The 14,692-nt window shown below is 36.2% G+C and carries 7 protein-coding genes; 2 read left to right on the forward strand and 5 right to left on the reverse strand.

Annotated elements, in window-relative coordinates; translation table 11 throughout:
- Positions 1–92 precede the first annotated feature (92 nt).
- The 5 genes from CGC47_RS04465 to CGC47_RS04485 all read right to left on the reverse strand — a co-directional run bounded on the left by CGC47_RS04465 (position 93) and on the right by CGC47_RS04485 (position 11,143).
- Complete coding sequence (locus tag CGC47_RS04465; protein WP_095900043.1) at positions 93–980, reverse strand: discoidin domain-containing protein; 888 nt, start codon at positions 978–980, stop codon at positions 93–95.
- 45 nt (positions 981–1,025) lie between these two features.
- Positions 1,026–2,921 carry a RagB/SusD family nutrient uptake outer membrane protein gene (locus CGC47_RS04470; protein WP_042002120.1) on the reverse strand — a complete coding sequence of 632 codons (1,896 nt, stop codon included), beginning with the start codon at positions 2,919–2,921 and terminating at the stop codon, positions 1,026–1,028.
- 24 nt (positions 2,922–2,945) lie between these two features.
- The gene (locus CGC47_RS04475) at positions 2,946–6,131 is read right to left on the reverse strand and encodes a SusC/RagA family TonB-linked outer membrane protein (RefSeq protein WP_052456198.1); all 3,186 of its coding nucleotides are present in this window, start codon (positions 6,129–6,131) and stop codon (positions 2,946–2,948) included.
- Positions 6,132–6,472: 341 nt separating this feature from the next.
- Complete coding sequence (locus CGC47_RS04480) at positions 6,473–9,592, reverse strand: glycoside hydrolase family 2 TIM barrel-domain containing protein (RefSeq protein ID WP_232779693.1); 3,120 nt, start codon at positions 9,590–9,592, stop codon at positions 6,473–6,475.
- Between the two features lie 15 nt (positions 9,593–9,607).
- Positions 9,608–11,143: a sulfatase family protein gene (locus CGC47_RS04485; RefSeq protein ID WP_042002117.1), complete on the reverse strand. Its 1,536-nt coding sequence runs from the start codon at positions 11,141–11,143 to the stop codon at positions 9,608–9,610.
- A gap of 266 nt (positions 11,144–11,409) precedes the next feature.
- On the opposite strand from CGC47_RS04485, the gene CGC47_RS04490 reads away from it, so the two are divergent.
- Both CGC47_RS04490 and feoB read left to right on the forward strand, forming a co-directional pair.
- Positions 11,410–12,420, forward strand: a complete 1,011-nt coding sequence (locus tag CGC47_RS04490; protein WP_052456197.1) for a metal-dependent transcriptional regulator — start codon at positions 11,410–11,412, stop codon at positions 12,418–12,420.
- A complete protein-coding gene (gene feoB, locus CGC47_RS04495; RefSeq protein ID WP_095900045.1) occupies positions 12,420–14,621 on the forward strand; it encodes a ferrous iron transport protein B in 2,202 nt (733 codons plus the stop codon). Before CGC47_RS04490 ends, feoB begins: the two co-directional genes overlap by 1 nt.
- Positions 14,622–14,692: the final 71 nt, after the last annotated feature.

A 14,692-nucleotide genomic window follows, 5' to 3' on the forward strand; every position in this document is an offset into this window, starting at 1 on the left:
AAGTTTATCACAACGATCCGAAATAGCAAAATGCATTACTAACTCACATCAAATTATGATAAACCTTTGATATTTAATAATTTTATATACTACTAATCACCTATTGCAGGAGCTTCCGGATCTTCTATTATTGGTTTAACTTGCCATAATTTGAATTCACTCATAACAAAAAACTTTCTTCCATCTTCTGTTTTAGTAACATCAAATTTAAAGTGCTTATACTGTTTACCAATGAACCAAAGTATACCTGAAGTATATTTTCCGACAGCTCCAGAAGGATTAGGTAACCCCTCAGAAATTGCAGATATTTCTTCCCAATTTGTGCCATCCATACTACCACTAACTACAATCTTAGTAGGATAATTGTTACCATTATTTCTACCAGCATAAAAAAACTTAATTCCATCTTTTATGGGTGTTTCCAAATTAACTTGCAAATAGTGTGTATGAGGAGTATTCCCACCTCCTCCACTCCATCTAGAGTGGAAAAAAGTAGCTACATTATCATCCAACAAATTAGCAAGAGATCCTTCACTTTGTTCAGGTTCATTGGAAAACAAATTACTAGCAACAAGTTCCTGTTTGGTTTCAATTGTTGAGGCTATAGTTGAGGGAGCCGGACCTGACACCCCTTCTATAGTATACTCTTTACCTCCTGTTTTAGTACTACTAAATGGTTGCAAAGTAAAAACATAAGTTCCGTATTTTTTACGAGTATTTGGGATTATAATTTCAGAAGTATGTTTACTTGCCAACCGTTGCATTTTTTTCTTCTTTAACTTATCGTAATAAGTAATTTTAACATATTCAAAATTAGCAGGCGATACATTTTCCCACGTAATTTTTATCTGTCCTTCTAAAGATTCTGTGTTAATGTTACTAAGCTCTGAGGGAGTAATAACTTCTTCCTCCTTACTACAAGAAGAGAACCCTAAAACTGATAATAACACAGAAACTAATACTATATTTCTACTTTTCATTTTTGTGTAATTTAAGATTTACAAATTCCAACTACTCCAAACAAATTAATAGCCTGGATTCTGAACTAATTTAGCATTTTTATTAATTTCTCCAATAGGAATTGGCATTAAGTAATGAGCAGGAGAATTAAAATTACGAACTACCCCTACCTCAACCTCTTTAGCAAAAGAAGGTAAATCTGCGCCATTTACGTTCATACCTCTAACTTTTGTACCGAAGTATTTCTCTGCCAATTTCCAACGACGTATATCCCAGAAATTATGATTCTCCAAATACAACTCTATCATACGTTCTTGACGGACAACCTCTCTAAGCTTTGCTTGATCTAAAGACACGCCTATGCTTCCCCAAGATTCATCAAGAGTAGGGATACCTGCCCTAACACGCACTTTATTCGTATAAAGTTTAGCCTCAGCTATATCACCTGTTTCTACACAAGCTTCAGCATAATTCAGATACAACTCACCCAAGCGAACTATTGGCCAAGGCACATTTTTAGGATAATTTATATTTCCATCTGCAGTATTAGCAGGATGCACTCCTTTTTTATTTAAGAAACCTGTTGGAGAAAAGTCATTGCTACGATCTCTTTTACCACAATTATCATTACGCGTAAAAAAAGTAACTAATTTAGCATTTCCATCGCCTCTTTTATATTTTGGTAAATAAGGTAAATTTTGATTCGTATTTTGGGTATTTGCAACTGCATTTCCTCTACATTCATAGTATCCTCCGTGAAAAGCAACCCAAGCATAAAAACGAGGCTCTCTCTTCATATTGAACAATAAAGTTTCCCCTTCTCCTTTAACTAAATTATCAGTTGCATCGAAGCTAACTATTCCATATCTATTAGCATAGTCAAAGTCAGGATCTACATCAATAGGAAGTCCTTTCTCTGTATAAAAACGCTCTAACATAGTTAATGTTGGAGCCACTCCATTCCAAGTTCCTCCCCAATAAGGACGAGATTTATTTTGTAGAGCATATGCACCTTCATGTCTAGTTTCTGCCCAAATAACCTCTGAATTTGCTTTATCTATAGTCGAAAAACGCAACCCCCTCTGTGTTAAATCTTTAGGTTCAGGCGTGTCGGAATATGCTGCATCTGTCCCTACATATAAACGATATCCATATGCTTCTGCATCATCAATAGCTTCCTTACAAGCTACTTTGGCTCTTTCCCACTTGGCCAAACTAAAGCTATTGTTCATCATAGGATTACCATCTTTATCTGTGAAGTTGGCATAAAAATCAGCATTTCCATTAAAAAGAGGTGAGGCTGCATAAAGTAACATTCTAGCTTTAATAGCTTTAGCCGCTATTGAAGTTGCTAAACCATATTGCTCACCTTCTCTTTTTTTAGGTAGTCTTGGTATTACTTCATCAAACTTAGCTGCAATCCAATCAACACATTCATCATACGGAGAACGAGATAAAAAATCACTTGCAGGAGTATTCAAGTTAGGTTCTGTTTTCACCAAGATTATAGGTCCGTAAGAACGTAATAGTAAGAAATGATAATAAGCTATTAAGAAATCTGCTTGAGCTACATAGTCGTTCTTAGTATCAGGATTTATGTCATAAACCCCATCAATATTATTTTTCAAAATATAGCACTGACGAATACCTTGAAACAAAGTGTTCCAATAAGATATGGAAGGGCTAGATGCTGTAAAATTACCTTTAGGGAAATTAGCAAAAGTTTCATGCTCAAACGCAGTAACTACTTCATCACCAGTCATAAAATCCAAAGAAGCTGTTCCATGATTTGGCTGTGGAAGGTATGAGTAGCACGAGTACAAAAAACCTTCAGTTGTTCTCTGATTTTTAAAAGCATCCTTTTCAGTTGCAATCTCATCAGGCACAATATCTAAGAATTGACAAGCGTTAAATACTAAAGCAATGCTAAGTATTAAGGCTATTTTTTTTATTGTCTTCATATTAAACTTTATTAAAATATTATACTAGTTGATAGTAATTTGTACCCCAAAATTTAACACTCTTTGAGTTGGGTAGTTAAACGGATTACTTCCTTGCTCAGGATCCCAATGTTTAAAGTTAGAGAACGTAAGTAAATTAAGTCCGCTTGCGTATATTCTCATATTTTTAAATCTTTCAGGAGTATATCCTACCTCAAAACTTTTAAACTTCAAGAAAGAGGCATCACGTAACCAATAAGTGGACGCAACAGTATTATTTTGATGATCATCGTGAGTTAATCGTGGATAAGCTGCATAGATATTCTGATTTTCAGGTGTCCAATAATCTTCAGCAACAAACTTAAGTACGTTACGTCTTGACTGAGTTCCAAAAGGATGGAAACCCGACATCATTAAAGATGTATTAGCAGCTCCTTGAAAGAAAGCCCCAACGTCAATAGACTTATATTTTAAATTAAATCCAAAACCATAAACAATCTCAGGTACGGTTGGGTGTCCTATATATACTTTATCATTACCGTCTATCAAGTCATCATATTTTCCGTCTTTATCAGGCATGTTTATATATTTGATATCACCAGCTGCTACATTACCACTTATCTGCTGTCTCACAGAATTATCTACCTCTGCTTGATCAATAAATAATCTATCTGCAACATACCCTTGGTAAACATTTAATCTTTGTCCTATTCTAGATAAACCTGGATGAGATGGTACTGGTTCATCATATTCTAGTATCTTGTTTCTTGCAAAGGTAAAGGTACCTTTAGCAGACAGAAACCAATCCTGACCAATTTTTCTTGCATAGTCTAAACTAGCATCGAATCCCCAATTTTTTACTTTAGCAAGGTTACCAAGCTCCTTAGTATCAGCGGTTCCTAAATATGTAGGAATCGTTCCTCGTTCTTGGAAAATTTTACTTCGAATCTCTTGAAAAGCTTCGAATGTTAAGTTAAATTGATTAAACAATTGTAAATCAACACCAAGATTTATTTTTTCTCCTACCTCCCAAGTTAAATCTAAATTTTCATATCTTGTATAAGTAGGACCATATTTGGTATAATTTTGGTCTACCCCTGAGGTAAATGATCTACCTCTCAAATTAATACTAGACATGTAAGCAAAACGTGCAGCATTAGTTCTGTCATTTCCTACTAATCCCCAAGAACCTCTTAATTTTAACCAAGATACGACATCTTTTATAGGTTCAAAGAATTTTTCTTCACTAATGTTATACCCCAAAGCTATAGAAGGGAATATACCAAATCTTCTTCCTTTAGCAAAATTTTCAGAACCATTATACCCAACATTAAACTCGGCTAAATAACGATTATCATACGCATAAGAAAGTCGAGAAGATATCCCTTGACTTCTTCTAGGAAGAGAATTCAATAAACGTTGAAACGCTTGATCATGATGAATATTATTTAGAGATGTTTCTTCTTGATTGTAAATCAAAAGTGCATTCACATCGTGAACACCAAATTTTCTAGTATAATCTAATATTCCTTGTAAATAAATTCTACGATCACCTGTAGTTCCTGCTGTAGTTTCCAACACTTCTGGGCGTTCTTCTCCAGCAGCATTTAGCACATAAGAATAAGTACCATCAGGTTCTAATTTATAAGATGCTAAACCGAATGTATTGAGAGGAGCTCTACGAATAGTCTGTGATTGTGACCAATTTTTAAAAGAACCTAAGGCAGTAAATTGCAAACCTTTAACCCAAAAATCTAATTTTTGATTAAAATCGATATTAGCAATAACTGTACTTTCAAATGTATCAGTATAACCTGCCACTAAATTAGAAAAAGGATTAGTTCCAGCAGCATCTGTGCCTCCTAAATAACCACCCCAACGTGTAATATCACTTCCTGTTTCTTGCTCATATCTTATAGGAAAATCAACAGGATTTGCATTCATTATTTTCTCAAACGTTTGTTTAACTCCAGTACGCGGGTCTCGTTTATCAATGAATTGAGAATTTATCTTCAATCCTATTTTAGAGAATTCGCCCAATTTCAAATCAATGTTGTTTTGAAACGCATAACGCATATAGTTGATATTATTATTAAAAGAAAAGTAATCTCTACTAATATCTTTTACCATACCCGTATCACGATTCAAAGAACCACTAAGGAAATAAGTCAATTTTTTTCCACCACCACGAATATTCATATGAACCTTTTGATTAAAAGCTCTTTGTTTAAAAATTTCGTTATACCAATCAACATTAGGAAAAACATAAGGATTTAAACCTGCTGCAGTACCATCTATTTTTTCTTGACTATAAGGTAAAACACCAGAACCTAAGTTAGCAACCCCTTCATTGTACAATTTCATATAACTAACACCATCTACAAACTGAGGCAATCTAGATGGTTCAGACATATTACCCTCTACACGAAGATTAATTATAGGTTTATCCAAATCTGACCCTGACTTAGTTGTAACAATCATAACACCATTAGCGCCACGAGAACCATATAAAGCAGTAGCGGTCGCATCTTTCAAAACAGAAAAACTTTCTATAACCTCAGGATCAATAGCATTCAAATCACCAGCAGAAACTTGAACTCCATCTAAAATAATAAGAGGATTAGTAGCACCACCAAAGGTAGAAATTCCGCGAATCCAAAAATCAGCACCATCAGCACCTGGTTGTCCTCCACGTTGTACAGCAATAACCCCTGCCATACGTCCAGCAAAACTAGTGGATAAATTAGTGGAAGGTATTTTTAACTCTTTAGGCTTAACTGTTTGTACAGATCCCACAACGCTCACTTTCTTTTGCCCTGTACCATAAGCAGTAACAACAACATCATCTAACTGTTGGGTATCTTCTTTCATTGTTACATTAACAACAGATTTGTTACCCACCAAAACCTCTTGTGGTGCAAAACCGATATAGGAAAAAACAAGTCTATCCGTTGGTAAAACCGAAATAGCGTATTTTCCATCAAAGTCGGTAGAGGTGCCTTTGCCCTGCTTACCTTTAACAATAATACTTACCCCAGGAAGAGGTTGCCCTTGTTCATCAATAACAGTACCTGTAATTGTTTTTTGTTGTTGCGCATCCTCTATTGTACGCCCCTTATCGTTTCCAATATTATCTGCTTTCAAATCTTGGAAAGAAAAAACAAATACAAAAACCATTAGCAACGAAACATTGCTCCAACGAGCATACTTTCTTAATAATAGGTCTTTCATTGTAAAAAATGTTTTTGGTTAATAATTTATTTTCAAAACTAAAGACTTTTAAGTCCCTATAACTCTACGCAAAAGTAAAACGTTTTCGTGAAATAAAAAATCTTTTTCACAAAATTTTCATAAAAACAACTTTCTTATGTATTAAATAAAACAATAAAAAAATAGCAAATAGTTTAAAATCATAAAATTACATACAAAAAAAATAAGTTATTTCCTATTATAAACCCTTAACTATATATTTGTTAAGAACTCTGAAAATGTGATTCTTAGCACCTCTCTGATTTCTAACTTAATGTTAACTATTATTCACGATTTAAACAGACAACACACAGGCATAGAAACTATTCTTTATTAAAAGGAATTATACGATAAGTGTATGAATAGGGGTTGTAGAGGTACAAGCGATATTTTTCAATAGGCAATTCTCCCCAACTGTTATTCCCACCTACGCCTAATTGCTGTAAGTCAACATCTAAATGTATATTTTCTGAAAATTCAAGACTACCCGAGTGAGTTTGTCCTTTTTTCATTCCAGGGAACAACTGATCGGGTTCATAAGGCAAAACATTCACATTGAGCAGCTTCTTTGTTGATTGAATACGAAAGCCACTACCATCAGCTCTGGTTATTTTGGCATAGCGCACATCTGTTTTATTACCAGACTCTTGCGGACGAAGATACGGATGATATTCCTCTTCTATGGCTCCTTTATAAAGCCCAACCAAAGCGGCAGTTTTTCTATCAGCATAGCTCTCCCACGGTCCTCTACCATACCATTCTATTTCTTTAAAGTCCGCAGGCAATACTAGATGATTTCCTATTTTGAAAGTCAGCATTTTATCATCCATTTTTAAGGGAGTAAACTCATTCTCTACCTGAAGGCTTCCTTTGCCATCAAAAATAAGATTTTGAACAAACATAAGGCTTTGATCAATCATTTTTTTAACAATCGTAACCTTAACTTGAGATGAATGAGTATGCGCTACCTCTATTCGTTCTACTATAGCTTGTTTATCAGCATCTTTAAGTTTTGCCAATTTATGTTGTAGCCCTGCACCAAAATCATTATCAGTTGCTGGGCGCCAAAAATTAGCATAAGGTCCTTGCTTAAAAATCACCTTCCCGTTTGCAGTGTAATCCGTAAGTATTCCTTTTTCTTTTGAGATGATTGCTGTAAAATATTGATTTTGAACACGAATTTCTTTATCATTTTCATTAACAGCCACATTTACCAATTCTGAAACGTCATTTTTAGCTCGGTATGGAGTAAGGAAAAACTCACCAAAAGCTAGTGCTGTACCTGCTTCTAGCACTCCTTCTTGTGCTTTAGTGAAAGCCGTTGCCCGCAGAATATATTCCGCAGTATTGTCCGTTTTTACCTTTAACTTATATTCTTTCCGTTGTTGAGGTTTAACATCTAAATGCTTGAAGACTCCATTTTGAACAAGTTTTCCATCTTTAAGCAATTCCCACTGTATCTCAAAGTTGCTCAAATCTTGGAAGAAATATTTATTTTGAACAGTAAGAATATTTTTCTGATACGAAAACCCGATAAATTGATGTACTTTACGCACCTCATAAGCGTGTGGATGTAGCGTATGATATGGACCTACAACTCCATTATTCAAGAAGTTATTATCACTTGGAGTGTTTTCATCTCCCCAATCGCCTCCATAACCAAAAATACGTTTACCATTGACCATTTTCTCAACGCCTTGATCCATCCAATCCCAAATAAAACCTCCCATAAGCGAAGGATATTTCTCATAAACATCCCAATATTCTTGAAAGTTACCTACGCTATTGCCCATAGCGTGTGCATATTCGCACAATACAAAAGGTTTTTTAGGATTATTTTCGGCATAATTGACCAAAAAATCAATGCTTCGATACATTCGCGACTCCATATCAATATTCCAATCTCCTGAAGCCAATTCGTAATGAACTGGTCTTGATGGGTCAATCCCCTTAACCGCTTTATAGGCTTGGTAAAAATTCCAACCATTGCCCGATTCATTTCCCATACTCCACGAGAATATCGAAGGGTGATTCTTATCGCGTTGCACCATTCGGATAACACGCATAAGATGAGCCTTTTCCCAATCTGGATGATTGGCTAAAGTACGATCAAAAGCATAATGCATACCGTGATTTTCCACATTAGCCTCATCCATTACGTAAAGCCCATATTGGTCACATAATTCATAAAAATACGGATCGTTAGGGTAATGAGAAGTACGTACTGCATTGATATTAAGCTCTTTCATCAACTTAACATCTTTAAGCATTTCTTCCTTGCTGACCACTTGCCCCGTTTTGGAACTGGCATCGTGCCGATTAACCCCTTTAAGTTTCACAGGCATTCCATTGATTAAAAACACATTACCTTTGATTTCAACCGAACGGAAACCGGTTTTTCGCCGGATTACCTCTTGAATTTGTCCTTTTTTATCTTTCAAAATGAGTTGAAGGTCATACAGATTAGGGGTTTCTGCTGTCCAAGGTTTGATATTCGAAATTTCAGCAACAAATTGATTTTCAGCCTTTCCGAAAGCTTTTTTAAGTTTCGGTATTTTTTGGGTTTCTTGCCATATTTTCTGCCCTTGCTGATCAAAAAGTGTAGCCTCAATACTACTATCTTCTTGATTATCATCAGTATTATTAAATGCTTGAACCCGTAGTTGCATCACCCCATCTTTATAATCATTAGTAAGCTCTGAAAGTGACTCATAATCAAAAAAATGAAGTTTAGGACGAGCATACAAGTAACAATCGCGCATAATTCCCGAAAGTCGCCACATATCTTGAGCTTCCAAAAAAGAAGCATCACTCCAACGACGAACCTCCAAAGCAATTACATTTTTCCCTTGCTTAATAAAAGGCGTTAAGTCAAATTCGGAAGGCAATTTACTATCCTTACCAAAACCTACGAACTGACCATTAACATACAATTTAAAGGCTGATTTTACCGCTCCCAAATGGATAAACACCTCTTTGTCTTGCCATTTTTCTGGGATTTCAATCACCTTACGATACGCTCCAACGGGTTGATTTATGCTATCAGGAATGTTGGGTGGTTGCGGATTCTTTACAGCAAATTCAAATTTTTCATTCACGTAAATGGGCGTTCCGTAGCCGTTAAACTCCCAAGTGGCAGGCACTTTAAAATCGTCCCACGAGGTATCGTTGTAACTCTCTTTAAAAAAATCAGTTGGTAATTGTTTGAAGTCTTCCTTCCATAAAAATTTCCAAATTCCATTCAAGCTTAAAAAACGTTCGGATTTTTCAGGTTGATTTTCAAAAGCTCTTTCTGTTGATTCATACGGAAAGTAAGTAGCTCGCATCGGTAAACGATTGATTTCCTGAACAGCAGGATTTTCGTAATACGAATCCAAAAAAGGTGTTTGCCCCGATAAAACCCCAAAAACCAATAAGGCAATTCCTGAAACGACTCTTTTCATACCCAAATTCATTGTTTATCCTTTATTAAAAATTTGTAAAGCATCATTATCCTCATACTGTTTGATTTTTTCAAGCATTTGCTTTTTCATCTTTCGGATAATTTTCTGATGTTTTTTACTGAAATATAAGTTATTCAACTCTTTGGGGTCTTTTTTCAAATCGAAGAATTCCCAACCCTCTACACGTTTGTAAAAACGGATAAGTTTATATCTCTCATCACGCACCCCAAAATGCGGTGAAACAGAATGCTCCCCATTTTCATAATAATGATAATAAATCGTTTTTTGTTTTTTATACTTTTTGCCATCTACCAGTGCTTTGAATGAATTGCCGTGCATATCCTTCGGAACAGATACTCCTGCATACTCCAAAAGGGTGGGAGCAATATCTATATTCATAATCAATGCATCGGTTTTTTGTTTGGGCTTAATATTTTTCGGAAAACGCATTACCATTGGGGTTCGGAACGATTCTTCATACATAAAACGCTTATCGAACCAACCGTGTTCTCCCATATAAAAACCTTGATCAGAGAGATAAATCACTATAGTGTTTTCAGAAAGATTGTGTTTATCTAAATAATCAAGTGTTCTACCGATATTTCTATCCAAAGAAATTGCCGTAGCGTGATAATCCTTCATATAGCGCTGATATTTCCATTCGGTCAGCGCATTACCCGATAAATTTTGAGTTTGTAAATCGGCTAAAATTGGTCCGTAATGAGTATTATAAGCATCGCGTTGTTGTTGATTCATACGGCTGAAATTACCTTCTCGGTCTTGGTCTGCGCTATTGGGGTACATTTTTAAATCATATCCCATAATCAACGTTTTTTCTATTGACATATCTTGAACTTGAGCTGCTTTGCGTGTTTTATAATCGTCATAGAAAGTTTCAGGAAGTGAAAAATGTGTCTTTTCAAAAGTGTTCAAATCCTGAATATCAGGCATCCAAGTACGATGCGTTGCCTTATGCCCAATAATCAAACAAAAAGGTTTGGAAGGATCACGCTCATCTAACCATTTTTCGGCGGTATCCTCAACAATATCCGAAACATAACCTTCCTTACGCACTATTTTTCCGTCAGGAAGGATAAAATCAGGATTAAAATAATGCCCTTGCCCAGGTAATATTTCCGAATAATCAAACCCTTTCGGATTTTTGCCCAAATGATATTTCCCAATCCAAGCGGTTTGATAACCTGCACGTTGTAGCTCATTTACAAACTGATTTTGAGAAGAATCGTAACGTGAGTTTTCATTATCTTTGTATCCGTTTTTACTACTATATTTTCCTGTCAGAATAGCCGCCCTTGCTGGTCCACAAATGGAATTGGTTACATAAGCCTTATTAAAAAGTATCCCTTCATCGGCAATTCTATCAATGTTCGGGGTGTGATTATAAGGCTTTCTGCCATAGGCACTAATGGCTTGAAAGGCGTGATCGTCCGAAATGATAATTACCATATTAGGGCGTTTATCTTGTGCCCATACCCCTGAAAACACACCCAAACAAGTCAGTAAAATAAAATAACAAAATCTTTTCTTCATCGTATTTTTTTGATTAGTTAGGGTGTAAAGGTACTAAAAAAGCAGGAAGATTGCATTGATTTTAAGACACAAAAATCGCTTTTTTTGTACTGAATTTAACAATAAAAACATTTTCATACTCAATTCGTATGATGATTTCTTAAATTTTCATTAGTGAATCCATTTTTTGATAAATAATATATAAATTTTTAGTTATTCCTAAAAATTAGTATCTTTGCCAATAGAAAACAGTTCATATCTGATTTTTGGAGTTATAAGAATAATTTATGTGGGGGTTGATTTTATTTTTGTTAGGAGTCCTTTTGTGTGTACTAGCATATTTTGCATTTCGTCCTTTAGGATGGTATACAAAATGGCAGCAAGAGTCAGGAGGTCTAAAAATCATTACTGAAGACATTTTAAAGGAGGTTTATTCTTCTCCACAGCAAGAAGTTTCGTTTGAATGTTTACAGGGACGTATGGCATTGTCTGAAAAAATGTTACGAAAAGCACTACTAAAGATGCAACATCAAGGCTGGTTACGTCAGGAACAGCAACAAATAAAACTGACCGCCACAGGGAAGCAATCCGCATTGGAAATTATACGTGCTCATCGGCTTTACGAACATTTTTTGGCAGAAAAAACAGGTTATGCCCCTATTCAATGGCACAAACAAGCCGAAAAAATGGAGCATCACCTCAATGAAAAACAACTTTCAGAAATCATTAGACAGGTTGGAAATCCGCGTTATGACCCACACGGCGACCCCATTCCTACCGAAGTGGGTAAGTTGTATATTCCTTCTGGAGAAAAATTAAGTCGCCTTGAAAAAGGCATCTGCGGACGAATCATCCATATTGAAGATGAACCCACCGCTATTTACCGACAAATTTTAGATAAAGACATTCACGTAGGCTCAATTATCAGAGTACTTGATGCAAATACTCATAGCATCACTTTTTATAGTGAAGGTGAACAGTTTGTATTAAAAGCGGAGGTTGCTCAAAATATTACGGTGCACATTTTTGACAAAGAATCAAAGTTAGAGCATACACAAGGAGTTCGGCTTTCTGGATTGAAACTGGGCGAAAAAGGACGAATTTTATCCATCTCTGCCGAATGTCGTGGAGCAAACCGTCGCCGATTGCTCGATTTAGGTTTTGTCAAAGGAAGCCAAGTAGTGGTACAAATGAGCAGCCCACTTGAAAACCCAAAAGCATATCTGATACGAAACACGCTTATTGCGCTACGTGATGACCAAGCCAAGCACATACTTATTGAAAAAATAGATACTTAATGAAACCCAAATCAACTCCTTGCGATACTTGTTCGGCGAATACAAAGTCCAAACTCAAACGATTGGGCGTCAATATTGAAGGCTACGATTATGTGGTAGCTCTTGCTGGTAATCCCAACACTGGGAAAAGTACCGTTTTCAATGCTTTAACGGGACTTAAACAACATACTGGAAACTGGCCTGGTAAAACCGTCTCTCGCTCTGAGGGTGGATTTGCCTATGAAGACAAAAAGTATAAAATCATTGATCTTCCAGGTACTTATTCCTTAATTTCAACTTCTGAAGATGAGGAAATTGCACGAAATTTTATACTTTTTGCTAAACCTGATGTTACCGTTATTGTTGCCGATGCCACTCGTTTGGAACGTAACTTGAACTTAGTGCTTCAAATTCTTGAAATTACCGATAAAGCTGTTTTATGCGTTAATTTACTAGACGAAGCTAAAAGACATCATATTGAGATTGACCTACGTACTCTTTCTCGCAAATTAGGAATTCCTGTAGTGGGGGCTTCGGCACGTTCGCAACAGGGCATCCCTGAACTGTTACAAGCCATTAAGGAAGTAACACAAAATAAGGTAGTTACCAAACCTAGAAGGCTATCCTCACTTCCTAAAGAAATTGAAGCGAGTGTGGGGCAATTGGAAAATATTTTGGTAAAAAGATATTCTAATTTACCCAATAGTCGCTGGGTAGCAATGCGTTTGCTTGAAGGTGATGAAGATATACTACAAGCGCTTCGTAAGGGTGACTTTGATCAAATGATAGACAAGCTAAGTGAGAATAATGAATCAGAAATAGAGAAAATCATTGCACTTTCCGACGAAATGCGTTGGCAAGTGGGGCGTAATTTTCACGATAAACTTTCAGAAAGCCTCTATGCCGAAGCTACACAAATCACCCAAGGGGTGGTATTATACGACCAAAAACGTAAACATACTGATATTGATGCAAAAATTGATCGTATTGTTACTAGCAAGCGTTGGGGTTTCCCGATTATGTTTTTGATTTTGTCTGGAGTACTTTGGATGACCATAGTAGGCTCAAACTATCCGTCACAATGGCTATCCACAATTTTTGTAGATAATATATATTCTTTTTTAAAGGAAGGAGCTACGTGGCTCAATTTCCCGTGGTGGCTTACTGGATTTTTGGTCGATGGCGTGTATTTGGCGGTGGCTTGGGTAGTATCGGTAATGCTTCCTCCAATGGCTATTTTTTTCCCGATTTTTACTCTTTTGGAAGATTTCGGGTATTTACCACGCATTGCCTTCAATTTAGATAACATTTTTCGTAAAGCAGGAGCTCACGGAAAACAAGCCTTAACGATGACTATGGGCTTTGGCTGTAATGCAGCTGGCGTGGTTTCTACGCGAATTATTGACAGCCCTCGCGAACGACTTATCGCAATCATTACCAATAACTTTTCGTTGTGTAATGGGCGTTGGCCAACTCAAATTTTAATCGCCACACTCTTTATAGGAAGTTTAGTCCCCTCCTATTTGTCGGGTTGGGTATCAATGTTGGCAGTCATTGCAATAGCCCTTTTAGGCATCGCTTTGATGTTTTTTACTTCGTGGATGCTATCGCGTACCTTACTTAAAGGCGAGGTTTCTACCTTTCATTTAGAGTTACCTCCTTATCGTCCACCTCGATTTTTACAAACACTATACACATCACTCATAGACAGAACCTTAGTAGTCCTTTGGCGTGCCGTTGTTTTTGCTGCTCCCGCTGGAGCTGTAATATGGTTAGTGGCTAATGTGAGTATTGGCGAGGTTACCATTGCCCAATATGCTATTTCAGGGCTTGATGGTTTTGGGTGGTTTATTGGGCTTAATGGAGTTATTCTGTTGGCATATATTATCGCTATTCCTGCCAATGAAATAGTCATCCCTACTATACTGATGCTTACCGTTTTGGTTACTGGAATAGACGGATATGGTGCTGGAAGCGGAGTGATGTTTGAATTAGAATCGGAAAGCCAAATCACTACCTTGTTGAAAGCAGGAGGGTGGACTTTACTTACAGCCGTTAATCTAATGATTTTTAGTCTGCTACACAATCCGTGTAGCACTACTATATATACCATATACAAGGAAACTAAAAGTGTAAGATGGACGATTGTAGCTAGCATATTACCCATAATTTTAGGATTTTTACTGACGTTTATACTCACACAACTCGTTAGAATGTTATAAATATTTGTTAAACTTGTGTTTTTGTTGTGTATTCTTAAAAAAAGATGTACCTTTGCAACGCAATGAGGGTG

Source organism: Capnocytophaga canimorsus (assembly GCF_002302565.1).
Lineage (GTDB): Bacteria > Bacteroidota > Bacteroidia > Flavobacteriales > Flavobacteriaceae > Capnocytophaga > Capnocytophaga canimorsus.